Here is a 23542-nt window from a genome sequence, read left to right on the forward strand (position 1 = left end):
AGGGTCAAGTTTTGGCGCGCCGGGCCGATAAGGCAAAGAGAGGTAAATCATGAGCTCCAATATTTTCTCGATCGGCGTGAGCGGACTGAATGCGGCTCAAACGGCTTTGTCGGTAACCGGCAACAACATCGCCAACGTCTCCACGCCGGGGTACAACGTTCAATACATCACCCAGGCCGGCCGCACGCCGCAATATCAGGGCTTCGGCTTCCTGGGGCAGGGCGTGGACGTCACCAATGTGCTGCGCACCTATGACAAATTCCTGTCCGGCCAGGTGCAGACCGCGCAGACCAACAGCAGCTATTACAGCACCCAGGTCAAGCAGCTGAATCAGATCAACAATCTGATGGCGTCGACCGACGTGTCCATTCTGCCCGCCTTGCAGGATTTCTTCGGCGCGATGCAGACGCTGTCTCAGCAGCCGGACGCCATTCCCAGCCGGCAGACCGTGCTCAATATGGCCCAGGCGCTGAGCACCAAGTTCGCTACCGTCGACGGCCAACTGCAGCAACTGCAGTCCGGCGCCAACGGCCAGATCAAGAGCACGGTGGACAGCATCAACTCGCTGGCCTCGCAGATCGCCAGCCTCAACACCGAAATCGCCGCCTTGACCGGCGGCAATCAGCTGAGCGCGCAGCCCAACACGCTGATGGACCAGCGCGATCAGGCCATGCTGGAATTGAACAAGCTGGTCAGCGCCAAAGCCGTGCCGCAGGCGGACGGCACTTACTCGGTATACGTCGGCAACGGCCAGACTCTGGTGACCGGCGGTCAGACCAATACCCTGGCCACCCAGCCGCTGCCCAGCGATCCCACCACCTTGCAATTGGTGTTCAACAATCCCAACGGCACGGTGACGGCGATTCCGAACAATCTGATGTCCGGCGGCCAACTGGGCGGTTTGCTGAACTTCCGCGACGGCCCTTTGTTGCAGGCCCGGCAACAGCTGGGCACGATGGCGATCAACTTTTCCGCTTCGATCAATTATCAGAACCAGCTGGGCGTGGACAATACCGGCGCCGCCGGCCTGCCCATCTTCAACGATCTGAGCAGCTACGCCACCAATCCGCAGAATGCGGCCAGCAATCTGCAAGTGCTGATGGGCGATCCCAATAAACTGGCCACCGCGTCCAATATGGTGTCCACCGGCGGCGCCGGGGGCAACGGCGTCACCATGAGCGGCGTGTGGGCCACCTTGCCGGGCGGTTACGCGGGCAGCATCAACAGCGTGCCGCCGGTCTTTCCCGGCACCGGCACGCATCCGTCCATCGGCATGACCGGGATGACCATCACCGCCGCGGGCAGCCCGGCGACGATGACGGCCACCATCACCGGCCCCAACGGCGGCGGACCTTACAATGTGGTGCCGGTGGGCGGCGGCGCCAGCAATAGTTTCAAACTGCAGACCACGGCGGTGCCGCCGGTGGACGTGGGCGTCAGCTTTCAGCTGTCCGGCGCGCCGATCAACGGCCAGACCTTTACCGTGGGGCCGGCGCCGGCAGGGACCAAGCCGCCGCCGGGCGACAACACCAATTTGCGCGAGCTGCTGGCGCAGCAGAACCTCAAGCTGATGGGCAATCAGTCCTACGGTTCGTATTATTCGACGTTGGTGGCCTCGGTGGGCAACCAGACCAATACTGCGCAATTGCAGTCCGCGGCCATGCAGACTACTTTGAAGCAGACCACGGAAAGCCTGTCCAATGTCACCGGGGTGAGCCTGGATCAGGAGGCGGCCAATCTGATCAAGTACCAACAGTCCTATCAGGCGTGCAGCAAGGTGATACAGGTGGCGCAAACCACCTTCTCCAGCATTCTGAACCTGATGGGCTAAGGAGAGACCGATGCGTATCAGCTCCAACAATATTTATCAGTCAGGCCTGAACAATATGCAGAGCCTGCAGGCCAACATCTACAAGCTCACCATGCAGATCGACAATCAGCAAAGGGTGGTGACGCCGGCCGACGATCCGGTGGCCGCGGCGCGCATTCTGCTGATCAGCCAGTCGCAGGGACAGAACAGCCAGTACATCAACAACACCCAGGCGGTCAGTTCCTGGTTGTCGCTGTCGGAAACCGCGATCAAGAGTTCGTCGGACCTGATGGCCAGCATGAAGAGCCTGGCGATTTCCGCCGGCAGCGGCGCGTTGAGCCCAACCGAGCTGCAGGCGATCCAGAAGCAGCTGCAGGAAGGCATCACCGAGTTGACGACTTACGCCAACTCCACCGACGGCCGCGGCAATTATCTGTTCAGCGGCAACAAGACCGATACGCTCCCCTTCGCGGTCAGCTTGTCGGCGGTGCCGCCGGCTTCGTATCTGGGCGATACCGGCCAGCGCAGCGTGCAGATCAGCGCTTCGCAGCAGATGACGATTTCCGATCCGGGCAGCACCGTGTTCGGCACGCCCGGCGGCAGCGCCACCGCGGCCTTCGACGGCCTGATCCAGCTGAACACTCTGCTGGGCCAGAATCCCAAGCCCGCCAACTTCGGCACCCAGCTGAACAGCGCGATCAACGCCATCGATGCGGCTCAGCAGCAGATGTCGCTGTCTTTGGCGTCCATCGGCGCGCGCGGCCAGCAGAACGACAATATGCAGAATGTCGGGGGCAGCCTGAAACTGCAATACGCCAGCAGCATCGGCGATTTGCAGGATCTGGACATGCCGCAGGCGATATCGGACTTTACCTTGGCGCAGACTTCGTTGAAGTACAGCCAGCTGACCTATAACAAGGTGACTCAGCTTTCGCTGTTCAACTATATCTCCTAATCCGGCGTGCGCCGGACAAGACAAAGGCCGCGTAAGCGGCCTTTGTCGTTGGCGCGGGCCGGGTTCAGCCGTAGACGTCCACCTGGCTGATGCGGCCGGCGCGGCCGTCTTCGGTCAGATAGACGCCGGAGCGACGAATATCGGCCTGGGACTGGTTGTCGGCGTTCTTGATGCTGAACGGGCTGTCCACGCTGGGCAGCAGGATGGCGCCGATGCCCAATTCCTTCAAGCCCATCAACTGGTCCTTGTCGCCGTCGCGGCCGGACCAGAGCTTCAATTGCGCGAACGCGGCGTCGCCGTCGTCCAGCACGCCGTCGCCGTTGCCGTCCAGCTTGGCCAGATCGGCGAAGCCGTTGCCCGATTGGGTGCCGAACAATTCCTTGCCGTCGTTGATCTTGCCGTCGCCGTTGCGGTCCAGGGCCAGCCAGCCGCCGTTGTTGATGAAGGGCAGCTGGCTTTGCTGGCCCTTGCTCTGCAGATCGAAGCTGACGCTGGCGCCGCTGAAGCTGCCGGCGTCGTTGCCCAGGCTGAGCATCAGCGGGTCGGTGGCCTTGCCGTTGCCAAACTGTATCGTGCTGCTGCTGTGGTATTCGAAGCTGCGGCTCATTTGCACGTCCAGCGCGAAATTGAATTCGCGTCCGTCCTGGGTCTTGATCGAGCCCTTGGCCGAAAACGCCAGGCTTTCGCTTTCCTGGTAGTCGATGGTCTGTTTGAACTCGCCGCCGGCGAGCGCTTGCTGCGACTGCGGGGCAGAGGACTGGCCGGATCGCGCGGGGCGCGAGTCGGCGGATGGCTCGCCTTGGCCGTCGTCTCTTTGCAAAGTGCCGTCAACAACCTTGAACTTGACGCCCAGCACCTTTTCCAGAATGTCCTTGATCAGCCCCAGCATCGGCGTCATGCCATCGGCGAAGGCTTTGTCTTTGGCGCTGGCGTTGACGCCGTCGGAACTCAGGCTGACGTCGGAGGAAGGTTTGGCCGGAGGGGAGGACGGGGGCAGCTGCGCCCAGGTTCGGCTTTGTTGTTGAACGCTGAGGCTTTGGCTGAAACTGTATTGGCTGCTCATCGACAGCGCCATGGACGCGACTCGCATTGCAGACTCCGGAACAGGAAGTGTAGGTGAACTGATATCGTCAATCCGGAGGGAAACTTGATGGCGTGGAAACACCTAGCCGGCGGGCCGGCCGGGCGATAGGCCTTAATTGCGCGCGGGCTGGATGCTGAGGGTTTCGATATGGTCGATCTGCATGATCTCGCGCGACAGATCCACGACATTGATCAGGTCGCGCCGGTTTTGCGCGGAGACCAGAAAGCTCCACTCAGTGGCGTCCGGGCCGGCGTTCAGCGCGATGCTGTCCTCGTGCAGGCGCACGCCGAAGCGGAGCAGGCCGGCGCTGAGCGTCTGCACCGTCCATTGGTATTCCGGTTTGAAGCGGATGACGATGAACAGGCTGAAGCGGCGCGGCAAGCGGTTCTCCATCTGATTGATGGAGAGCATGCACAGCACGCACAGCAAGGTGATGGCGATGGCCGCGGCGTAGAAGCCTACGCCGACGAGGATGCCGATCACCGAGGACATCCAGATCGAGGCGGCCGAGGTCAGGCCGCTGATGCTCAGCCCTTCCTTCATGATCATGCCGGCGCCGAGGAAGCCGACGCCGGTCAGCACGCCCTGGGCCACACGGGTCATGTCGCCGTGGGTCATGTCGGGATAGAGGCCGCCGTACCAGTAGCCGGAGTAACCGACGATGCTGATGGCCGCGGCGGAGGCCATGGACACCAGGCCGTAGGTGCGCATGCCGGCGGCGCGGCCGTTGAACCAGCGCTCGTAACCCACCAGACAACCCAGCAACAGGCCGCCCAATAGGTTCAGCGTGATCAGCAGATTGACTTCCCACTTGGGGGTGGACCAGTACTGGCCGATCAGTTCGGAAAAGGATAGTGCCATGCGGGCTCCTGCGGCGCTTTGAAACGGCGAACGGACCGACGATAGCAAGTTGCGAGGCCGGCGGCTACTGGCTTGAGGGCGCGGCATGCTCAGGGGCGAGGAGGCGAGGCAAGGCGGCGATGTGATTTTTCACGTTCCGGGCGGGCTTAAGTTTGTCAGTAGACGGCCGCCTTGTGATGGTGACGGCAGCAATGCCGGACCAACCAACCTGACTTCTGGAGCAAAAGCTATGCTGAGCCTGCACACCAATATCGCCGCACTGAACACCAAGTCCAACCTGACCGGCACCCAAACCGCGCTGTCCACCTCGATGACCCGTCTGGGCACCGGCTTCCGCATCAACTCCGCAATGGACGACGCCGCCGGCCTGCAGATCGCTACCCGTCTGGACGCGCAAAGCCGCGGTATGCAAGTGGCGATGAAAAACGCGCAGAACGGCATCTCCATGCTGCAAACCGCCGAAGGCGCGCTGAACGAAGTGTCCAACATCCTGCAGCGCATGAAGGACCTGTCCACCGAAGGCGCCAACGCCACCTCCACCAAAGCCGACAAGAGCGCGATGCAGTCCGAATTCGCCGAACTGGGCAAGGAACTGACCAACATCATGAAGAACACCTCTTTCGGCGGCGAGAAACTGCTGCAAGGCGGCAAGCTGACCGATGAGATGAAGTTCCAGATCGGCGCGTCGGCCGACGAATCCATGACGGTGAACATGAAGGATGGCATGACCGCGCTGAACGACGCGCTGGGCAGTGTTTCCAAGACCTTCTTCAAAGATGATGCCGCTGGCACCGCTTACGCCACCGCCGTTAAGACCGCTACCGATGCGATGCCGGCCCTGGTGACCGCGACGAATACCGCAAAAGCCGACTACGACGCCGCTCCGACCGATCCGGCCAAGAAAACCGCTTACGAAACCGCGCTGAAGGCTCAGCAAGACGGCCAAGCCGCGCTGGACAAAGCCGCCAAGGGCGACGAAATCGGCAAAACCGACACCATCAACACCATCCAGGCCGCTCTGGATTCGGTAGGTTCGGTTCGCTCCTCCCTGGGCGCCAACGCCAACCGTCTGGACCACGTGAACAACAACCTGGCCAACGTGAACAACAACACCCTGGCCGCCAAAGGCCGCATCATGGACACCGACTACGCCAACGAAAGCGCCAGCATGACTTCCAAGCAAATGCTGATGCAAGCCGGCACTTCCATGCTGAAGCAAAGCGGCAGCATGAGCAGCCTGGCGATGTCCCTGCTGCAGTAATCGCGATTCAGCGTCGATCCGGCGCGAATCTGGAGCCAGCTGCGTACGCGGCTGGCTTTTTTTGCGTCATGCGAGCGGGCTTTTGTGAAGGGGCAAGGCGATTTCAATCAGAGCGATCACGGCGGCGACCCCGGTTACGCCGAGCGCGCCGATCTCGAACGGCGCGCAGCCGGGCGCGGAACTGACGCCGGGCCGGCAGTGGGAAGCGGTGCTGAGCCGTACCGCGGACGGCCGTCCGCTGTTGAGCGGCGACGGCGTCCAGCTGGCCCTGCCGACATGGCCGCAAGGCCTGGCGGAGCTGACGCCGGGAACGGTGTTGAAAGTACTGGTGCTGGCCACGCAGCCGCGGCTGGAACTGTCGCTGTCGATGGAAAAGCCGGATGGCGACAGCGGCGGCGAAGCGCCGGCGCGGGCCTGGCAGCTGGAGCAGGCCGCGATGCCGAAGTTGGCGAGACCTCAGCCGGCCGCCGCCGAATTGGCGCAGTCCTGGCGGCAGGCTTTGCTGGGACGCTTGACCCAGGCCGCGACCCAGTTCCAGCAGGCGGGCGGCAGCCATCTGCCGGGCGCCTTGTTGCAGCAGTTGCCGGAGCTGGCTCTGGCCGGCCTCAGGCAGGCCGCCGGCGAGCCGCCCTTGCCGCTGACTCTGCCGTTTTGGCTGTGGGGCGGTCCGGCGCTGACCTTGAGCGTAGAGGACGCGCTGGAGCGCGAGTCCGAGCCGGAACGGGACGAACTGGACCTGCTGCTGTGGCTGACGGCGCCGGGAATCGGCGCATTCTGCCTGCGCATCCGCCGCGTGGCGGCCGGGGTGGCGCTGGCCTTTGTGGCCGAGGCCGAGGTGTGCCGGGCTCTGCGTCGGCGCCTGCCGGAGATTGAGGCCGCGGCGGAGCGAGGCGGCGGCAGGCTCGCCGCTTGCTTGATCGGCGAGCGCATGCCGTGGAGCGGCTTGGCGATCAGCCGGCACGGCGCAACGGGTTTGCAGACGCAGCGTCTGTCGCCGCTGCTGTTTGCGGTGGCGGCGGAAGTGGCCGGCCAGTTGCTGGAGGGAGACGGCGCGCCGCTTTGACCCGGCCGTGGTCTATAGTGGGTCCATGTTGCGCCTTCTCATACTGCTTCTGTGCCTGCTGAGCGTGGAGCCGGTCGCCGCCGATCCGGCGGCCAAGGGCGCCGGCGCGCCGCCAGCCCGGGATAATCCGGCGCGAGAGTGGACCGAGTGGGACGGCCCCGTCAGCGGACCCGCGGCGCAGCCTGGCCGCAGCGTCTGGTTTTTGGCGTCGGACTTGCGCAACGGCGGCGTGGTCGGGGTTTACCGGGGCCTGGCCGAGGCGGGGCGTTTGCTGGGCTGGCGCGTGACGCTGCTGGATGGGCAGGGGCAGCGGAATTCCTTGCTCCAGTTTCTGGAGCGCGCGCAGCGGGAGCGGCCGGCCGCCGTGGCTTTGGGCGGTTTCGACGCCCAGGAATTCCAGCCGCAGATTCAAGGCCTGCACGCGCTGGGCGTGCCCGTGCTCGGCTGGCATGCCGGAGACAAGCCCGGCCCGGTGCCCGGACTGCTGTTCACCAATATCTCCACCAGCCCCTTGGCCGCGGCGCAAGCCGCCGCCGACTACATCGCGGCCAGCAGCCGCGGCCCGGTCGGCGTGGTGCTGTTCACCGACAGCCGTTTCGCCATCGCCACCGCCAAAACCCGGCAGGCGGTGCGGCAGCTGCAGACGTGCCGGCGCTGCAAGGTGCTGGCGGTGGAAGACATCTCGCTGGCTCAGGTCCAGCAGCTGTTGCCGGCGCGGGTGGCGGAACTGTATCGGCGCCACGGCAAGGCCTGGACCCACAGCATAGGCATCAACGATCTGTATTACGACTCCATCGGTTATCCGCTGGGCAAGCTGAACGCCTCCGTCGTCAATATTTCGCTGGGCGACGGCTCGCTGAGCGCGATGAGGCGGATTCGGGCGGGCCTGATGCAGGAGGCGACCATCGCCGAGCCTTTGCACTTGCATGGCTGGCAGATGGCCGATGAGCTGAACCGCGCCTTTGCCCGCCAGCCGCCCAGCCTGTACGTCACCCAGCCGCATCTCTTGGTCAAACAGACGATACGCGATAGTTATCTGAGCATCGGCTACGATCCGGCCAACGGCTACCGCCGCGCCTACGCGGCCATCTGGTTCCCGCGGCATTGATTTGCCGCGCGACGCGTGCTTAACTGGCGCTCAATCCACGCATCGTCATCCCCATGATCTCCACGATTTCCACGCAGGCGCTGGTCCATTTGGTGTTGGGCGCCTTCTTGCTGCCGCCGCTGAACATGTTGTTGCTGATCTTGCTGGGACTGGGGCTGCGCCGCCGCTGGCGGCGCCTGGGCGCCGGCCTGCTGACCTTGGGCATGGCGGGCCTGTACGCCTTGAGCACGCCGATGATGGCGATGTGGCTGAACCGGGGACTGGAACGCTATCCGGTGATAGGCGCGGAGCCGTTGAGCCGGGCGGAGGCCATCGTGGTCTTGTCCGGCGGCAAGAAGCCCGCGCCGGAATACGGCGGCATGGAACCGGGCGCGGATTCGCTGGCGCGGCTGCGTTACGCTGCGCGGCTGGCGCATCAAAGCGGCAAGCCGATACTGCTGACCGGCGGCGCGCCGATGGGCGGGGAAGCCGAAGGCGCGGTGATGGCGCGGGTTCTGCGCGAGGAATACGGCATCGTCCCCCGTTGGGTGGAGACGCGCTCCAACACCACGCTGGAAAACGCCCGCTACTCCGCCGAATTGCTGCGCGCGGCCGGGATCAAGCGGATTGCGCTGGTCAGCCAGGGCTGGCATTTGCGTCGAGCCTTGCCGTTTTTCCAGCGTCAGGGTTTGGAAGTCACCGCCGCGCCAACCGCCTTTATCCGCTACGACGGCGGCGGCGTCGCCTGGTATCTGCCTAGCGGCCGAGCGATGCAGGAGTGCCACGCCGCGTTGAGGGAATGGCTGGGCATGCTGTTTTACCGGATGAAGGGAGAGTAGCCCATGTCGACGCAATCCGCCGCGTCCGCGCGGCCAAGAGTCGATCATCGCTTCTGGCGCGACGCGGCTTTGCCGCAGTTCGAGGCGCGCTCAGTGGCGGACGGACGCCGCGTCTGTTACGCCAGGCACGCGCATGAGACGTTTTCCCTGGGCGTCATCACCGCCGGCGCCTGCGACTACTTCAACGGCAAGGTGCGCTGCAGCGAGCAGGGCGCCTTGGTGTTGATGAATCCGGGCGACATCCATGCCTGCAATCCGGTGGCGGGGCAGGCCTGGTCCTATCGCATGCTGTATGTGGATGTGGGCTGGCTGGGTGGCTTGCAGCAAAGGCTGGGTCAGGGCCAGGCCGGCGGCTTTCGTCCCTTTGGCGAGGCGGCGAGCCGGGACCCGCGGCTGTTCTCCGGCTTCAACGCCTTGTTCGATGTGCTGTGCGCGGAGGGGCGGGAGCTCTTGGAGAAAGACGCGGCGGCCACCGCCTTCTTCGACGGCGCGCACCGGGTATTGGGCTTGGCCGTCGAGCCGGCGGCGGAATCGAATCAGCGTTTGGCGCGCGCGGCGGAATATATCGCCGCGCATTGCGATCAAGCCTTGCGCTTGGAGGAGATCTGCGCGGCGGCGGATTTGTCGGCCTCCTATCTGATCCGCGCGTTCAAGCGGCGTTACGGCGTCACCCCTCATGGCTTTCTGCTGAATCAGCGGGTGCAGCTGGCGCGGCGGCTGATGCGCGGCGGCCTGCCCTTGGCGGAGGTGGCGCAGGCCGTCGGCTTCTCCGATCAAGCTCATCTGCATAAAATCTTCAAGCAGTACGTGGCCGCCACGCCGGGACAGTACCGCGCGGGCTCAGGTCAACAAGCCCAGCGCGCTTAGTCCCAGCAAGACCGCCATCGCTTGGTTGAAGCGGCGCAGCCGCCCAGGCGAAGCCAGTTTCTGTCCGAGCCAGGCGCCGGCCAGAACCCAGCAAGCTACCGAGGCGTAGCAAATCAGAAAGTAAAGCGCGGCGAAGCGCCATAAGGCCATTGCGTCTTGGCCCGAGGTGAACGCGGCGCAGCCCGCCAGCGCCGCGACCCAGGCCTTGGGGTTCAGCCATTGAATCGCCGCGCCCCGCCACCAGCTGGGTTGGACGCCGCTTTTGTCCCAGTCCAGCGCGCCGTCGCTGCGAGCCAATTGATACGCCATATAGAGCAAGAACGCCACGCCGGCCCATTGCAGCGCCTGCGTCAGTGCTGGCCATTGCCGCAGGGTCTGTTCCAGGCCCAGGCCGGTCAGCAACAGAAGCAGGGTGAAGCCGACGGTGGCGCCGCCGACATGGCGCATGCCGGCGCGCGCGCCATGCTGAGCGCCGCAACTGAGCGCGACGATATTGACCGGGCCGGGCGTGATGGAGGCGGCCAGCGCGAAGCCGGCCATGGCGAGAGTCTGATTCATGATGTGTCCTGAAGGGTGGGCGATGCGGACAAAGTAGCCGGGCGAGGGCGGGGCGTATTGTAGAAAATTGACCTGTCGGAGAGGTTTATCAAAAAATGCCTTTGACATGAATGGTTTAATGTAATACCAATTAAATACCAGCAAGGTCTGGGCTGACGTCCCGTTTGGCTCCCGTCTCCTGCGCGCGCCGACGCGGACGCTGCAATCCAAGGAGGAAGACGCATGTCGTTGAACTGGATAACCGTGATGCGGGCGTCCGCGTGCGCGCTGGCGGCGGGGCAGGCGTGGGCGATCTGCCCGGCATGGCAGGAGGGCGCCAGCTATCGGGCCGGCGACACGGTTGCGTACGCCGCGGCCAACTACACCGCGCGGGTGGCGCATACCGCCCATGTCGGCGCCAACTGGAATCCTCCGGCGTCGCCGACCCTGTGGCTGGCGGGAGGTAGTTGCGCGGGGGCGCCGGAGCCAACGCCGGAGCCGACGCCGGAGCCGACGCCGTCTCCCGCTCCTGGGCCGTCCGCGCCGTTCGCCAAACATGCTTTGGTGGGCTATTGGCACAATTTCGCCAACCCCAGCGGCGACGCTTATCCGCTGAGCCAGGTCAGCGACGATTGGGACGTGATCGCGGTGGCCTTCGCCGACGACGCGGGCAACGGCAAGCTCAGCTTCGCGCTGGATCCCAAGGCAGGCTCCGAAGCTCAGTTCATCCAGGATGTTCGCGCCAAGCAGGCCAAGGGCAAGAAGGTGGTGCTGTCGCTGGGCGGGCAGAATGGCTCGGTCACGCTGAACACTCCGGCGCAAGCCCAGAATTTCGTCAATAGCCTCTACGCCATCATCGTCAAATTCGGTTTCGACGGCATCGATCTGGATCTGGAAAGCGGGGTGTCGCAAGGCGCGCCCATCATCGGCAATCTGATTGGCGCGGTGAAGCAGTTGAAGGCCAAGGTGGGGGCGGGTTTCTACCTGTCCATGGCGCCGGAGCATCCTTATGTCCAGGGCGGCTATGTCGCCTACGGCAGCATCTGGGGCGCTTATCTGCCCATCATCGACGCGTTGCGCGACGATTTGAGCGTGATCCATGTCCAGTATTACAACAACGGCGGGCTGAACACGCCTTATTCCAACGCCGCATTGGCTGAGGGCAGCGTGGACATGTTGGTGGGCGGCAGCAAGATGTTGATCGAGGGCTTCCCGCTGGCTTACGGCGCTTCGGGCAGCTTCAAGGGGTTGCGGCCGGATCAGGTGGCTTTCGGCGTGCCTTCCGGCCGCAGTTCCGCCAATTCCGGCTTTGTCAGCGCGGATACCGTGATCAAGTCGCTGGATTGCCTGATGGCCTTGAAAAATTGCGGCAGCGTCAAGCCGAGTCAGGCCTATCCGTCGTTTCGCGGCGTCATGAGCTGGTCGATCAACTGGGACCGCAAGGACGGCTTCCCGTTCTCGCGGCCGGTGGGGGCCTCGCTGCGCGGCCGCAACTGATGGACGTAAAAAAACCGGGGCGCGATTGCGCCTCGGTTTTGTACGGGTTCGAGCCGTGGCTTACAGCGCCGGCATCGCATAGCCTTCGATCTGAGCGGCGGCGACCAGCTGGCCCAGATAGGCCTGCATCGCCTTGTTGCCGGCCATGTCGTTCAGGTATTGCTGCAGGCGGTCCTTGATTTCCTCAAAGCTTACCTTGCCGCCCTCATGGCGCTCTTGAACCTGGATGATGTGGTAGCCGAACTGGGTCTGCACCAGATCCGGCGCGAGCTGGCCGGCGGCGGTGTTGAATACCGCTTGTTCGAATTCCGGCACCATCTGGCCGCGGCCGAACTGGCCCAGGCTGCCGCCTTGCTGGCCGGACGGGCAGGTGGAGTGTTCGCGGGCCAGATCGGCGAAGCGGGCCGGATTGGCCTTGATTTCTTCCAGCACGCCTTCCGCCTTGGCTTTGGCCAGGCTGCCGGCCAGGCCTTCGCCCAGCGGGAACAGAATGTGGCTGGCCACGGCGGACTCGCCGCTGCTGAAGCGCTCGGGGTATTGATTGTAGAAGGCCAGGCATGCGGCCTCGTCCACGGCGTCAACGTGCAGTTCCTGTTCCAGCAAGGCGCCGATGGCGGCGCCTTGGTCGGCGGTGTCGATGCCGAGGGACTTGGCTTTCTGCAACAGCAGTTCGCGCAGGACCAACTCCTGAACGGCGGCGTCGCGCGGGTTCGGCGCGTCAGCGTAGTGGGCTTGTTCCGCTTGCACCGTGTCTTCGGTGATTTCGATGCCGTTGACTCGAATGGTCATGGAGATTTCCTGTGATGGTAGATGAGGGATGCGCCCAAGGGCGGGAAATGTGCGATTTAAAAAGCGTTCGCCGCGCTTGTCAAGAAAGGCGGCGAGTCTTATCGAGGGGCGTTGGAATAAAGCGCGAAAATTTTAAGAATAATCTTATATTTGCCCGGTCGCTTAATCGCTAGTATACGAGCCATGCAGCTTCAGGGCTTGCATGAAAACCCGGTTGGCTGCTCATGCTTGTACGCCGCTTGCCGAGTCTTGATGTTCATGTGTACGTAGACGTCGTCCGTCTGTACTTCGTTCTGGTGCGCCAAGCTTTGGCTTGGACACTTGGTGAATTGAGATCCCCGTTTGGGCCGCCTCCGTGCGGCCTCTTTTTTTGCCCAGCCCTCAGAGCATAGCACGAAAGCATGCCGGCTTGGCTCGCGCCGCCGGGAAGGGAGCATAAAAAAAGAGCCCCGATCAGGGGGCTCTGAATTGCACCTTCGCTCAGGTGATCGTCGCGGTTGCCGGTGGGCGTGTATCCACAGCCGGCAGCGCTTCGATCGTATCGAACCGCCCTCGGGGGAGAGCCGATTCGATGGACGCAGTATGCGCCTGCCGGCACGGGCCAAATAGAGTGATTATTGGGGGCTTGTGTGACGGGCTGTGATGAAATCGGGGCGGGCTTAACATTTGCGCAATGAATTGGCGCGCAGGTCTGGCTGAGGGGGCGCGAAGCATAAAAAAAGAGCCCCAGATGGGGCCCCAATTTGCACCTTCGCTCAGGAGACCAACGCGCCGGCCAGAAGGGGTAGGTAATTTCCAACAGAACCCGCGCGCTGATCATGCCAGATCAGGACTCTTGCGAGCCCTGGCTGCTGACGGAAACCAGTATGCCGATTTGTTTCGAGGCCGGATATTTGGATTTGTTGTGTTTTATGTGACGCTATGTGACCCGGACGGGATTGGCCGCTATCATGACGCAGTGCAAACAATCATGGCGCGCCGGCCGTGAACGGCGCGCCTATGGACGCCGCGCCGGCTCGTCTTTCAAGGGGAACAGCGTGGACAAGCATTACCCGGTTATCGATACCCGCAGCATCGTGATGCGTTGGGGCGATATGGACGCCGTCGGGCATCTGAACAATACGTACTATTTCCGTTATCTGGAGCAGATCCGCCTGGATTGGCTGGAAAGCCTGGGGCACGGCATCGACCCCTCAGGCTGCGGTCCGGTGCTGGCGGGCACCGCCTGCGTGTTCCGCAAGGAGATCACCTATCCGGCCACGCTAGACATTAGCATCGAACTGGAAAAACTGGGACGCAGCAGCTTGAAGCTGCGCCATCATTTTTATCGGCGCGACGATCCCGGCGTGGTGTACGCCAGCGGCGAGGTGACGCTGGTGTGGGTGGATTATCAGGCGGGCAAGTCGGTCGCCATCCCGGAGGACATTCGCGCGGCGGTGGAGACGGCGGCCAAGTCCGCCGCTTGAGACGACCAGTTTTTCCTGCCCCCGTCGCCTTGGCGCGGCGGGGGCTTTTTCGCGCCCGGCTGCAGCCGGGTCAGCTTTGCCGCGGCACTTTGTTGCGCATCAGATCGCGCATCAGGAAACGGCTGGGGTGGGTGGCCTGCATCAGGCTGCGGGCCACCGGGGCCGGTTCGTCCTCCAGCAGGGCGGCGAGTATTTCGCCCGACAGCGGCGCGGTGATCATGCCGCGCGAACCATGGGCGGTGTTGACGTAGAGGCCGTCTATCCAGGGCGCGGCGGCGGTCAGTTTCAAGGAAGCGTCCTTGCTCAGCGGCAGATAGGCGTCGATCAGGCCTTGCGCGTGGGCGACCGGTCCGACGATGGGCAGATAGTCCGGGCTGGTGCAACGCAGCGCGGCGCGTCCGGCCAGGGCTTTGTCCAGCAGGCTTTCGCCGCCCAGGGCTTGGTACAGGCTGGGCGCGAGTCCCGCCAGCATCTGCAGGTTTTCCTGATGCTCGAACAGGTTGACGCCGAGATCTTCGGTGTTGAATTTGAAGGTGGCGCCCAGGCAGTGTTCGCCGAAACGGGCCGGGGAGATATAGCCTTCGCCGCACAGCACGGTGCGCAGCGCCTCGCTGTGTTCGGTGGCGCGCGTCACGGTGACCTGGCCGCGAATCTTTTTCAAGGGCAGGTGCTGGGTGGCGTCGAAGGCGCCGGTTTCCGCCGCGCCGGCCAGAATGACCACGGAACCGATGGCCACCGAGCCTTCATCGCCGATGGCGACCCAGCTCTTGTCCAGCGGGTTGTAGTCCAGCTCCACGATGGTGCGGCTGGTGCGGACCTGGATATTGGGATGCTCCACCAGCTTGCGCACCAGGGCGGGCGGATTGACCCAGCCGCCCTGCGGAAAGAACAGGCCGCCGTGCTGCAGCTCGACGCCGGCCAGCTCGCTGGCTTCCCGCGCGTCGACCGGGCGCAGGAAGTCTTCGCCGAAGCCGGCCGCGGCCAGCCCTTGCTGGCGTTCCGCCTCGGCCGCGTCGTAGGCCAGTTGCAAGACGCCGCAGCCGCGCCAGTGCGCGTCGTCCTCCGGCAGCTGGGTTTTCAGCGTGCGCAGGCTATAGCCGTAGCCGGACAGGATCAGGCGGGTCAGCGGGGTGAAGTGCGGGGACAGCTTGGTGTACAGCACGCCTTGCGGGTTGCCGGAGGCGCCGCGCGCGAGTTCGGGCAGGCGTTCCACCACGGTGACCTGCCAGCCGCGGCAGGCCAGGCTGTAGGCGCTGGCGGCGCCGGCGATGCCGCCGCCGATGACGATGGCGCTGCGTTCCCCGTGGCGCCGCGCCGGGCGGGCGAACCACGGAGGCGACCATTCGCCGTCGGGCAGGGTTTGCAGATGGCCGTGGCTCATTTCCCGCTTATGGCCGAAGCCGGCGGTCTTGCTGACGGCGAAGCCGGCCTCGCTCAAGCCGCGACGCACGAAACCGGCGCTGGTGAAGGTGGCGAAGGTGGCGCCGGGCGCGGAGAGCCGCGCCATGGTCTGGAACAGCTCCGCTTGCCACATGTCCGGGTTCTTGGACGGGGCGAAGCCGTCGAGGAACCAGGCGTCCACGCGAGCGTCCACCTCCGGCAGCACTTCCAGGACATCGCCGATCAGCAAGGTCAGCGTGACGCGCCCCTGGCTGAGCAGCAGGCGGTGCCAGCCCGGAGGCAGGGACTGGTATTGGGCCAGCAGCTGCTGCGCCAGGCCGGCGAGCTGGGGCCAGAGCGCCAGCGCCCGGGCCAGATCGCGCGGGGTCAGCGGAAACTTCTCCGCGCTGATGAAGTGCAGGCGCGTATCGGCCGGCGCGTATTGCAAAAAGCATTCCCACGCGCATAAAAAGTTCAGGCCGGTGCCGAAGCCGGTTTCGGCAATGGCGAAGTGGCCGCCGGCGGGCAGTTCGGCGAAGCGCTCGGCCAAGCGGTTGTGCCGCAGGAAGACATGGCGGGTCTCGTCCAGGCCGGAAGCGCGGGAGAAGTAGACGTCGCCGAAGGCGAGGGAAACCGGTTGACCGTCGTGCCAGTCAAGTTGAGCGTGTGGGGTCATGCGCGCGGAGTCGGGGCGCGGCGCGGCGCCGCGGGTGAATTAGGATGTTCTGATGATACCGCAGTTTTGCGCCGCTGATGAGCGGCGCCGCGGCCCCTGTTCAGACTATCCGCGCCGCGGCCAGATCCAGTTGCTCCGGAGCCAGGCTGTTCAGCCGCAAAGGCGTGGCCTTGGCCAGCTGCGGGTAATGCTTGCCCAGCGAGCGGTAGTAGAGCGGGTCGTAGTGCTTGGCCAGCAGTTCCGCCACCAGGGCGTCGAAGCGCCCGGCCCGGATCAACTGGTTCCAGGCGTCCAGCTGTTCGCCCGAGTGCAGCCCTTTCAAGAAGCCCAGTTGGCGGATCAAGGTTTCGGGGTCTCGCAGGTAGAAGTCGTAATCCTCCAGCAAAAAGCGCACGCGCTCCGCCAAAGGCACGTCGATCAGCAGGCAGTCGCCTTGGTGCATCTGGCGGTACAGCGCGTCGGGCAGGGTGACGAAGCCGACCTTCTTGCTTTCCGATTCGATGAAGACGGGGCGGTCGGAATCCAGGCCGCGGATCTGTTGCAGCAGCAGGGTGTCGAACCATTTTTGCGGCGGCTGGGGCAAGTCCGGCAGACGGCCCAGCACCGAGCCGCGGTGATTGGCCAGCTGCTCCAGATCCAGCACCTGGTGGCCGGCGCGCGCCAGCGCCTGCAGCAAGCGGCTTTTGCCGGAGCCGGTGGGGCCGCAGATCACGCGCAGCTTGAGCTGGCCTGGCAGTTCCTCCAGCCATTGCAGCGCCTGGCGGCGATAGGCTTTGTAGCCGCCCTCCAGCTGATGCGCGGGCCAGCCTATCTGGGCGAAGATCAGGGCCATGGAGCCGGAACGCTGGCCGCCGCGCCAGCAGCAGATCAACGGGCGCCAGGATTTGGGGCGATCGGCGAAGCGCTCTTCGATATGGCGGGCGATATTCTTGGCCGCCAGCGCGGCGCCGACCTTGCGCGCTTCGAATGGGGAAACCTGTTTATACAGCGTGCCGACGCGAATCCGCTCGTCGTTGTCCAGAACCGGGCAGTTAATGGCGCCGGGGATATGATCTTCGGCAAATTCCGCCGGAGATCGGACGTCGATGATCTCGTCAAACTGCCCAAGCTGTGATACGTTCGCGACCTTGAAAAGCATAAATATGGCGGAGTCCGCAAATGGCTGAAATCAAATTGACGCAATTGTCTCACGGCGGCGGCTGCGGCTGCAAAATTGCCCCGGCGGTGCTGGAGTCCATTTTGTCGACGGCCAAGGAAAAAATGGTTTTCCCCAATCTATTGGTGGGGGCGGAAACCAGCGACGACGCCGCGGTGTATCAGTTGAACGCCTCGCAAGCCATTGTGGCGACCACCGATTTTTTCATGCCCATCGTCGACGACGCCCGTGACTTTGGCCGCATCGCCGCCACCAACGCGCTGTCCGACATTTATGCGATGGGCGCGACCCCCATCATGGCCTTGGCCATTGTCGGCATGCCGGTGAAGGTGTTGCCGGTGGAAACCATCCGCGACATTCTTGCCGGCGGAGAGTCGGTATGCCACGCCGCGGGCATCCCGCTCGCCGGCGGCCATTCCATCGATTCCCCCGAGCCGATCTACGGTCTGGTGGCCTTGGGCGTGGTGCATCCGGACCAGCTCAAGCGCAATAGCGAGGCGCGCGACGGCGATGTGCTGATCCTGGGCAAGGGCCTGGGCGTGGGCGTGCTGGCGCAGGCGATGAAGAAAGGGGAGCTGGACGATAAGGGCTACCAGGCCTTGATCGCTTCCACCACCAAATTGAATACCGTCGGAGCGGAACTGGCGGCCATGGACGGCGTGCACGCGCTGACCGACGTCACCGGCTTCGGCCTGTTGGGCCATGCGCTGGAGGTGTGCAAGGGCGCCAAGCTGGCGGCGCACATCGATATGGCCGCGGTGCCGGTGATCGAGGAGGCGCGCGCTTTCGCGGAGCAAGGCTGCGGTCCGGGCGCGATCGAGCGCAATCTGGCCAGTTTCGGCGAGCACGTCGATTTTGGCGCGGGGCTGCCGGAGTGGCAGCTGCGGCTCTTGGCCGACCCGCAGACCAGCGGCGGTTTGCTGGCGGCGGTGGCGCCGGAACAGGCCGACGAGGTGTTGGCGCGTTTCCAGCGCGCCGGTTTCGGCTATGCGGCCAAGATCGGCCGCCTGGCCGCGGGCGAGGCCCGCGTCATCGTCCGCTGAGCGGCGCGACGTGAAAGACGCGCGTCCGGAGCGCCTGCGGCTGGCCGCCCGCGACCGGCCCTTGGCGGAGCTGGCGCGGCTGGCGCCCGGCCGGGTGGGCGGCGCGCGGCGCGCCAGCGCCGACGACGCCCAGATTCCTTGGTTCGACGGCAGCGTGGCGGCGGGTTTCCCATCGCCGGCCGACGACTATCTCGAGCGTTCGCTCAACCTCAACGATTTGTTGATCCAGCACCCGGACACCAGTTTCTTCGTGCGCGTCGCCGGCGACGCCATGGCCGGGGCCGGCATTTTTGACGGCGACTTGCTGATTGTCGATCGCATGCTGCCGCCGCGTCACAACGATGTGGTGGTAGCGGTGGCGGGCGAGGAATTCCTGGTGCGCCGGCTGCATCTGAGCCCTGATCGCGCCTGCTTGCGCGCCGCTCAGCCGGGCTACGCCGATTTACAGGCGGAGACCGATGTCGAGATCTGGGGCGTGGTCAGCTCGGTGGTGCGTTCGCTGCGCTGAATTTGCCGGCGCGGCTTAGCGCCTATTTTAAAGTCTTGCGAGCTAGGGCGATACCAGGCGAAAACGGCTGAGCAAGCGGAATGCACATAGGGTATATGAGCATTTCGAAGGTGTTCTCAACGTCGTATCGCCGAAGCACGGCAGGCTTTGAACAGGTTCTTAAAAGGTCCAGCGCAGGCTGAAGGTGGTGACGGCAACCCGCGTCTTGTGCGGGGTGTAGTCCATCTTGGGCACATAGCCCACTTCCAGCGCCAGTTTGCGAGTGCCTATGCTGAGCATGGGGAAGGCGACCACCTGCTTGACGCCGGAGCCGTCCAGATAACCGACCAATAAGGTGGTGCCGGCGTAGAGCGGGCTGGATCCCAGCTGCCATTCCTTGCGCCAGCCGCCGGCGACGAACCAGGCCGTTTCGCGGAAGGAGTCGCGATAAGAGCCGACGCGGCCGATCCAGCGGCCGTCCGCGTCGTTGCCCAGCGGCGCCCATTCCAGCCCGAGGCCGGGGTTTTCTCCGTTGAAATCGCAACTCTTGCCGCTGCATTGGCTGTGTATGGACGCGCCGTAGGCCAGCAAGGAAAGATCATTGTCGGCGTGGGCCAGGGAACAGGCGGTCAATAGCAGGCCGGCGGCCAGGAGTGGCTTCATGGTGATACCCCTTTAATGAATATAAGCGATTACGCAAGTCAGGCGGCTCGGGACTTGGGTGGGCGGCTCTTGTTGGGTCAGTCCGGTTCCGCTCTTGATTTAATGCATAGATTAAATTTTTTGCCAAAGCCATAAATAAAATGCGTCTGAGGGAAAATCGGGTTCAAGATCGACGATTGCGAGGCTTGAAAAGCAACTGGCCATGCCCAGATAGTGTTTATCAATCTTTCGAAGGAGCCACTCCATGCGATTCGACAAGCTGACGACCAAGTTCCAGCAGGCGCTGGGGGATGCCCAGAGTCTGGCCCTGTCTCAAGACCATGCTTACATCGAGCCGCAGCATCTGCTGTTGGCCATGCTGGACGACGCCGACGGCGGCATCGCCGGCCTGCTGGCGCGCGCCGGCGTCAACGTGCCCGGCCTGAAAGCCGGCTTGAACCAGGCTTTGCAGCGCCTGCCGCGGGTGCAGGGCAATGGCGGCGAGATCACCGTCTCGCGGGATTTGGCCAATCTGCTGAACCTGAGCGACAAGGCGGCGATGAAGCTTGGCGACGAATTCATCGCCAGCGAGCTGTTCCTGTCCGCGCTGAGCCAGGACAAGGGCGAGGCCGCGCGGCTGCTGAAAGAGCACGGCGGCCAGCCGGCGGCGATCCAGGCCGCGATCGACGCGGTGCGCGGCGGCGCAAGCGTGTCCAGCCAGGACGCGGAGAGCCAGCGCGAAGCCTTGAAGAAGTACACCCAGGACCTGACCGAGCGCGCGCGCCTGGGCAAGCTGGACCCGGTGATAGGCCGCGACGACGAGATCCGCCGCGCCATCCAGGTATTGCAGCGCCGCACCAAGAACAACCCGGTGTTGATCGGCGAGCCCGGCGTCGGCAAGACCGCCATCGTCGAGGGCCTGGCCCAGCGCATCGTCAACGGCGAAGTGCCGGAAAGCCTGAAGAACAAGCGCCTGCTGGTGTTGGATCTGGCGGCGCTGATCGCCGGCGCCAAGTTTCGCGGCGAATTCGAAGAGCGGCTGAAAGCGGTGTTGAACGATCTGGCAAAGGACGACGGCCAGACCCTGATCTTCATCGACGAGATCCACACCCTGGTGGGCGCGGGCAAGGCGGAGGGCGCGATGGACGCCGGCAATATGCTGAAGCCGGCGCTGGCGCGCGGCGAACTGCACTGCATCGGCGCCACCACGCTGGACGAGTACCGCCGTTACATCGAGAAGGACGCGGCGCTGGAGCGCCGCTTCCAGAAAGTGCTGGTCGGCGAGCCCTCGGTGGAGGACACCATCGCCATCCTGCGCGGCTTGCAGGAAAAGTATGAAATCCACCATGGCGTGGACATCACCGACCCGGCCATCGTCGCCGCCGCCGAGTTGTCGCAGCGCTACATCACCGACCGCTTCTTGCCGGACAAGGCCATCGATTTGATCGACGAGGCCGCCAGCCGCATCAAGATGGAGCTGGATTCCAAGCCGGAAGAGATGGACAGGCTGGACCGCCGGCTGATCCAGCTGAAGATCGAGCGCGAGGCGGTGAACAAGGAAAGCGACGAGGCCTCGCAAAAGCGGCTGAAGCTGATCGAGGACGAGATCGCCGAGCTGTCGCGCGCCTATGCGGACCTGGACGAGATCTGGAAGGCGGAAAAAGCCGCGCAACAGGGCTCGCAGAGCATCAAGGAGGAAATCGAGCGCCTCAAGGTGGAGATGGAGGACCTGAAGCGCAAGGGCGATTGGCAGAAGCTGGCGGAACTGCAGTACGGCAAGCTGCCGCAGCTGGAGGCGCGGCTGCAGGACGCCGAGGCGGCCGGCGCCGGCGAGCAGGCCAGGCCCAACCGTTTGCTGCGCACCCAGGTGGGGGCGGAGGAGATCGCGGAAGTGGTCAGCCGCGCCACCGGCATTCCGGTGTCCAAGATGCTGGAAGGCGAGCGCGACAAGCTGTTGCGCATGGAGGAGGTGCTGCATCAGCGCGTGGTGGGGCAGGACGAGGCGGTCAGCGCGGTCGCCGACGCCATCCGTCGCTCCCGTTCCGGTCTGGCCGATCCCAACAAGCCTTACGGCTCCTTCCTGTTCCTGGGGCCGACCGGCGTGGGCAAGACCGAGCTGTGCAAGACCTTGGCCGGCTTTATGTTCGACAGCGAAGATCACCTGATCCGCATCGACATGTCCGAGTATATGGAGAAGCATTCGGTGTCCCGCTTGATCGGCGCGCCGCCGGGCTATGTCGGTTACGAGGAGGGCGGCTATCTGACCGAGCAGGTGCGCCGCAAGCCGTATAGCGTGATCTTGCTGGACGAGGTGGAGAAAGCGCATCCGGACGTGTTCAACATCCTGCTGCAAGTGCTGGACGACGGCCGTCTGACCGACGGCCAGGGCCGCACCGTGGATTTCAAGAACACCGTGGTGGTGATGACGTCCAATATCGGCAGCCAGCAGATTCAGGCGATGGACCGCGACGATTACCAGGTGATCAAGCTGGCGGTGATGGCGGAGGTGAAAACCCAGTTCCGGCCGGAGTTCATCAACCGCATCGACGAGGTGGTGGTGTTCCACGGCCTGGGCGAGCAGCACATCAAGTCCATCGCCCGCATCCAGCTCAAGAGCCTGGAGCGCCGGCTGGCCAAGCTGGATCTGGACTTGCAGATCAGCGAGGAGGCGCTGGCCTTGCTGTCCGAAGCCGGCTTCGATCCGGTCTACGGCGCGCGGCCCTTGAAGCGGGCGATCCAGTCCGAACTGGAAAACCCGTTGGCCAAGGCCATCCTGGCCGGCGAATACCCGCCGAAATCCACCATCCTGGTGGAAGCGCGGGACGGCCATCTGAGCTTTGCCTGAACGCAGGCCCGCTCGTAAAAAAAGCCCGGGAATCCGGGCTTTTTCTTTGGGCGGCGCGCTCAGCCGCGATCGGGGTGGCGGAAGCAGGCTGACATGTGGTCGTTGACCACGCCGCAGGCCTGCAGATAGGCGTAGATCACCGTGCTGCCGACGAAGTTCATGCCGGCTTTTTTCAGCGCCTTGCTGATGCGGTCGGACAGCTCGGTGCTGGCGGGCACCCGCTCGTCGTCGCGGCGGCGCAGTATCGGCCGGCCGTCCACATGCGCCCACAGCCAGTCGGCGAAACTGCCGTGTTGCCGCTGCATCTGCAGAAACACCTTGGCGTTGCGGATGGCGCTCCGGATCTTCAGCCGGTTGCGCACGATGCCGGCGTCCTGCATCAGGCGCTCAACGTCGCCGTCGTCCATCGCCGCCACCTTGACCGGGTCGAAGCCGTGAAAAGCGCGGCGGTAGCCGTCGCGCTTGCGCAGGATGGTGATCCAGGACAGGCCGGCCTGCGCGCCTTCCAGAATCAGCATCTCGAACAGCTTGCGGTCGTCGCGCTCGGGACATCCCCATTCCTCGTCGTGATAGGCGACGTAGAGCGGATCGTCGCCGCACCAGGCGCAGCGGGCCGGGGCCGGCATCAGCGGTTATGCAGCAGGATGTCGCACTGCAGCCCCACTTTTTGCAGGCCGGTGCGGCTTTGCAGATTGATCACCAGAGGATTGCGGATGTTCGCCTTCATCGTGGACAGCGCCGGGTGCTGTTCATCGGCCTGATTGCTCAGCATCAGCAGAATGGCCACATCCTGCGGCCGCTGCAATTGCAGCTCGGCCACTTCGGCGTCGTCCAGCTCTATCTCATAGCGGATGTCCAGCGCTTCCGGAGTGGTGATGCTGAAGATGACGCCGGCGTCGTCCAGCGATTGCAGCCAGAACACCTGCGGCTGGGCCTGGGTGGCGTTGTGGAACAGCTTGAAGCGGGTGCAGTTTTCCAGCGCGGGAATGCCGCGCGGGAAGGTGATGACGGTGCTCTCGTCGATATCGACTTGGCCGAGCTGGCTGGACTGGAACCGCATGGCGTGCCTCCTGGCGTGACAATGCTCTCATTATGCATGGCGACGACGGCAATTGCACAAGCGGAACGCCGCCGCGCGCGAAGATTGCAAGCCGTGGTTGTGGCCGAGGGCTTATCGGCCTATATCAATATTACTCG

At 64.2% G+C, this 23542-nt stretch carries 21 protein-coding genes; 12 read left to right on the forward strand and 9 right to left on the reverse strand.

All coding sequences use genetic code 11. The features are described 5' to 3' along the window. The first annotated feature begins 49 nt into the window (after nt 1–49). Both flgK and flgL read left to right on the forward strand, forming a co-directional pair. On the forward strand, nt 50–1831 hold the full coding sequence (flgK, locus tag JC616_RS09490; protein ID WP_227107914.1) for a flagellar hook-associated protein FlgK: 1782 nt from the start codon (nt 50–52) through the stop codon (nt 1829–1831). A 10-nt stretch (nt 1832–1841) separates the two neighbouring features. Beyond that, on the forward strand, nt 1842–2765 hold the full coding sequence (gene flgL, locus JC616_RS09495) for a flagellar hook-associated protein FlgL (RefSeq protein ID WP_227107915.1): 924 nt from the start codon (nt 1842–1844) through the stop codon (nt 2763–2765). Between the two features lie 64 nt (nt 2766–2829). Here the strand turns inward: flgL and JC616_RS09500 are convergent, their stop codons facing one another. Both JC616_RS09500 and JC616_RS09505 read right to left on the reverse strand, forming a co-directional pair. Continuing rightward, nucleotides 2830–3855 carry a hypothetical protein gene (locus tag JC616_RS09500; protein WP_227107916.1) on the reverse strand — a complete coding sequence of 342 codons (1026 nt, stop codon included), beginning with the start codon at nt 3853–3855 and terminating at the stop codon, nt 2830–2832. Nucleotides 3856–3960: 105 nt separating this feature from the next. Then, a complete protein-coding gene (locus JC616_RS09505; protein WP_227107917.1) occupies nt 3961–4710 on the reverse strand; it encodes an MgtC/SapB family protein in 750 nt (249 codons plus the stop codon). 229 nt (nt 4711–4939) lie between these two features. Between JC616_RS09505 and JC616_RS09510 the strand changes: the two genes are divergently transcribed. From JC616_RS09510 to JC616_RS09530, 5 genes are all read left to right on the forward strand, one after another. Next, nucleotides 4940–5971, forward strand: coding sequence for a flagellin N-terminal helical domain-containing protein (locus JC616_RS09510; protein WP_227107918.1), 1032 nt, complete (start codon nt 4940–4942; stop codon nt 5969–5971). A gap of 208 nt (nt 5972–6179) precedes the next feature. After that, on the forward strand, nt 6180–7034 hold the full coding sequence (locus JC616_RS09515; RefSeq protein WP_227107919.1) for a hypothetical protein: 855 nt from the start codon (nt 6180–6182) through the stop codon (nt 7032–7034). 25 nt (nt 7035–7059) lie between these two features. Further along, entirely contained in the window at nt 7060–8142 is a 1083-nt protein-coding gene (locus JC616_RS09520; protein ID WP_227107920.1) for a type 1 periplasmic-binding domain-containing protein, read from the forward strand. Between the two features lie 53 nt (nt 8143–8195). Further along, the gene (locus JC616_RS09525) at nt 8196–8960 is read left to right on the forward strand and encodes a YdcF family protein (protein WP_107799609.1); all 765 of its coding nucleotides are present in this window, start codon (nt 8196–8198) and stop codon (nt 8958–8960) included. 3 nt (nt 8961–8963) lie between these two features. Further along, nucleotides 8964–9827 (forward strand): AraC family transcriptional regulator, encoded by an 864-nt coding sequence (locus JC616_RS09530; RefSeq protein ID WP_227107921.1) that lies wholly within the window; start codon nt 8964–8966, stop codon nt 9825–9827. Here JC616_RS09530 and JC616_RS09535 read toward each other — a convergent pair. After that, nucleotides 9801–10385, reverse strand: coding sequence for a LysE family translocator (locus JC616_RS09535; protein WP_227107922.1), 585 nt, complete (start codon nt 10383–10385; stop codon nt 9801–9803). The genes JC616_RS09530 and JC616_RS09535 overlap by 27 nt on opposite strands. Before the next feature lie 222 nt (nt 10386–10607). Here JC616_RS09535 and JC616_RS09540 point away from each other — a divergent pair, with 222 nt between their 5' ends. Continuing rightward, on the forward strand, nt 10608–11861 hold the full coding sequence (locus JC616_RS09540; RefSeq protein WP_227107924.1) for a chitinase: 1254 nt from the start codon (nt 10608–10610) through the stop codon (nt 11859–11861). A gap of 60 nt (nt 11862–11921) precedes the next feature. On the opposite strand, the gene JC616_RS09545 is transcribed toward JC616_RS09540, so the two are convergent. Next, complete coding sequence (locus tag JC616_RS09545; RefSeq protein WP_107799605.1) at nt 11922–12650, reverse strand: peptidylprolyl isomerase; 729 nt, start codon at nt 12648–12650, stop codon at nt 11922–11924. Between the two features lie 1037 nt (nt 12651–13687). Here JC616_RS09545 and JC616_RS09550 point away from each other — a divergent pair. After that, entirely contained in the window at nt 13688–14116 is a 429-nt protein-coding gene (locus JC616_RS09550) for an acyl-CoA thioesterase (RefSeq protein WP_107801826.1), read from the forward strand. Nucleotides 14117–14186: 70 nt separating this feature from the next. Here the strand turns inward: JC616_RS09550 and mnmC are convergent, their stop codons facing one another. Continuing rightward, entirely contained in the window at nt 14187–16172 is a 1986-nt protein-coding gene (gene mnmC / locus JC616_RS09555) for a bifunctional tRNA (5-methylaminomethyl-2-thiouridine)(34)-methyltransferase MnmD/FAD-dependent 5-carboxymethylaminomethyl-2-thiouridine(34) oxidoreductase MnmC (RefSeq protein WP_227107926.1), read from the reverse strand. 100 nt (nt 16173–16272) lie between these two features. Continuing rightward, on the reverse strand, nt 16273–17310 hold the full coding sequence (gene mnmH / locus JC616_RS09560; RefSeq protein ID WP_227107928.1) for a tRNA 2-selenouridine(34) synthase MnmH: 1038 nt from the start codon (nt 17308–17310) through the stop codon (nt 16273–16275). 20 nt (nt 17311–17330) lie between these two features. Between mnmH and selD the strand changes: the two genes are divergently transcribed. Both selD and JC616_RS09570 read left to right on the forward strand, forming a co-directional pair. Beyond that, complete coding sequence (gene selD / locus JC616_RS09565) at nt 17331–18371, forward strand: selenide, water dikinase SelD (protein ID WP_107799602.1); 1041 nt, start codon at nt 17331–17333, stop codon at nt 18369–18371. A gap of 10 nt (nt 18372–18381) precedes the next feature. Next, nucleotides 18382–18879, forward strand: a complete 498-nt coding sequence (locus JC616_RS09570) for a LexA family protein (protein ID WP_227107930.1) — start codon at nt 18382–18384, stop codon at nt 18877–18879. Nucleotides 18880–19038: 159 nt separating this feature from the next. Here JC616_RS09570 and JC616_RS09575 read toward each other — a convergent pair whose 3' ends face one another. Continuing rightward, nucleotides 19039–19521: a hypothetical protein gene (locus tag JC616_RS09575; RefSeq protein ID WP_227107932.1), complete on the reverse strand. Its 483-nt coding sequence runs from the start codon at nt 19519–19521 to the stop codon at nt 19039–19041. A gap of 244 nt (nt 19522–19765) precedes the next feature. On the opposite strand from JC616_RS09575, the gene clpB reads away from it, so the two are divergent. Continuing rightward, complete coding sequence (clpB, locus tag JC616_RS09580) at nt 19766–22345, forward strand: ATP-dependent chaperone ClpB (RefSeq protein ID WP_227107934.1); 2580 nt, start codon at nt 19766–19768, stop codon at nt 22343–22345. 59 nt (nt 22346–22404) lie between these two features. On the opposite strand, the gene JC616_RS09585 is transcribed toward clpB, so the two are convergent. Beyond that, entirely contained in the window at nt 22405–22971 is a 567-nt protein-coding gene (locus JC616_RS09585; protein WP_107799598.1) for a DNA-3-methyladenine glycosylase I, read from the reverse strand. Then, nucleotides 22971–23405 carry a flagellar assembly protein FliW gene (fliW, locus tag JC616_RS09590; protein WP_107799597.1) on the reverse strand — a complete coding sequence of 145 codons (435 nt, stop codon included), beginning with the start codon at nt 23403–23405 and terminating at the stop codon, nt 22971–22973. The genes JC616_RS09585 and fliW overlap by 1 nt, the downstream gene beginning before the upstream one ends. Between the last annotated feature and the right edge of the window lie 137 nt (nt 23406–23542).

The sequence above is a fragment of the Chromobacterium rhizoryzae genome (assembly GCF_020544465.1).
Classification (GTDB): Bacteria; Pseudomonadota; Gammaproteobacteria; order Burkholderiales; family Chromobacteriaceae; genus Chromobacterium.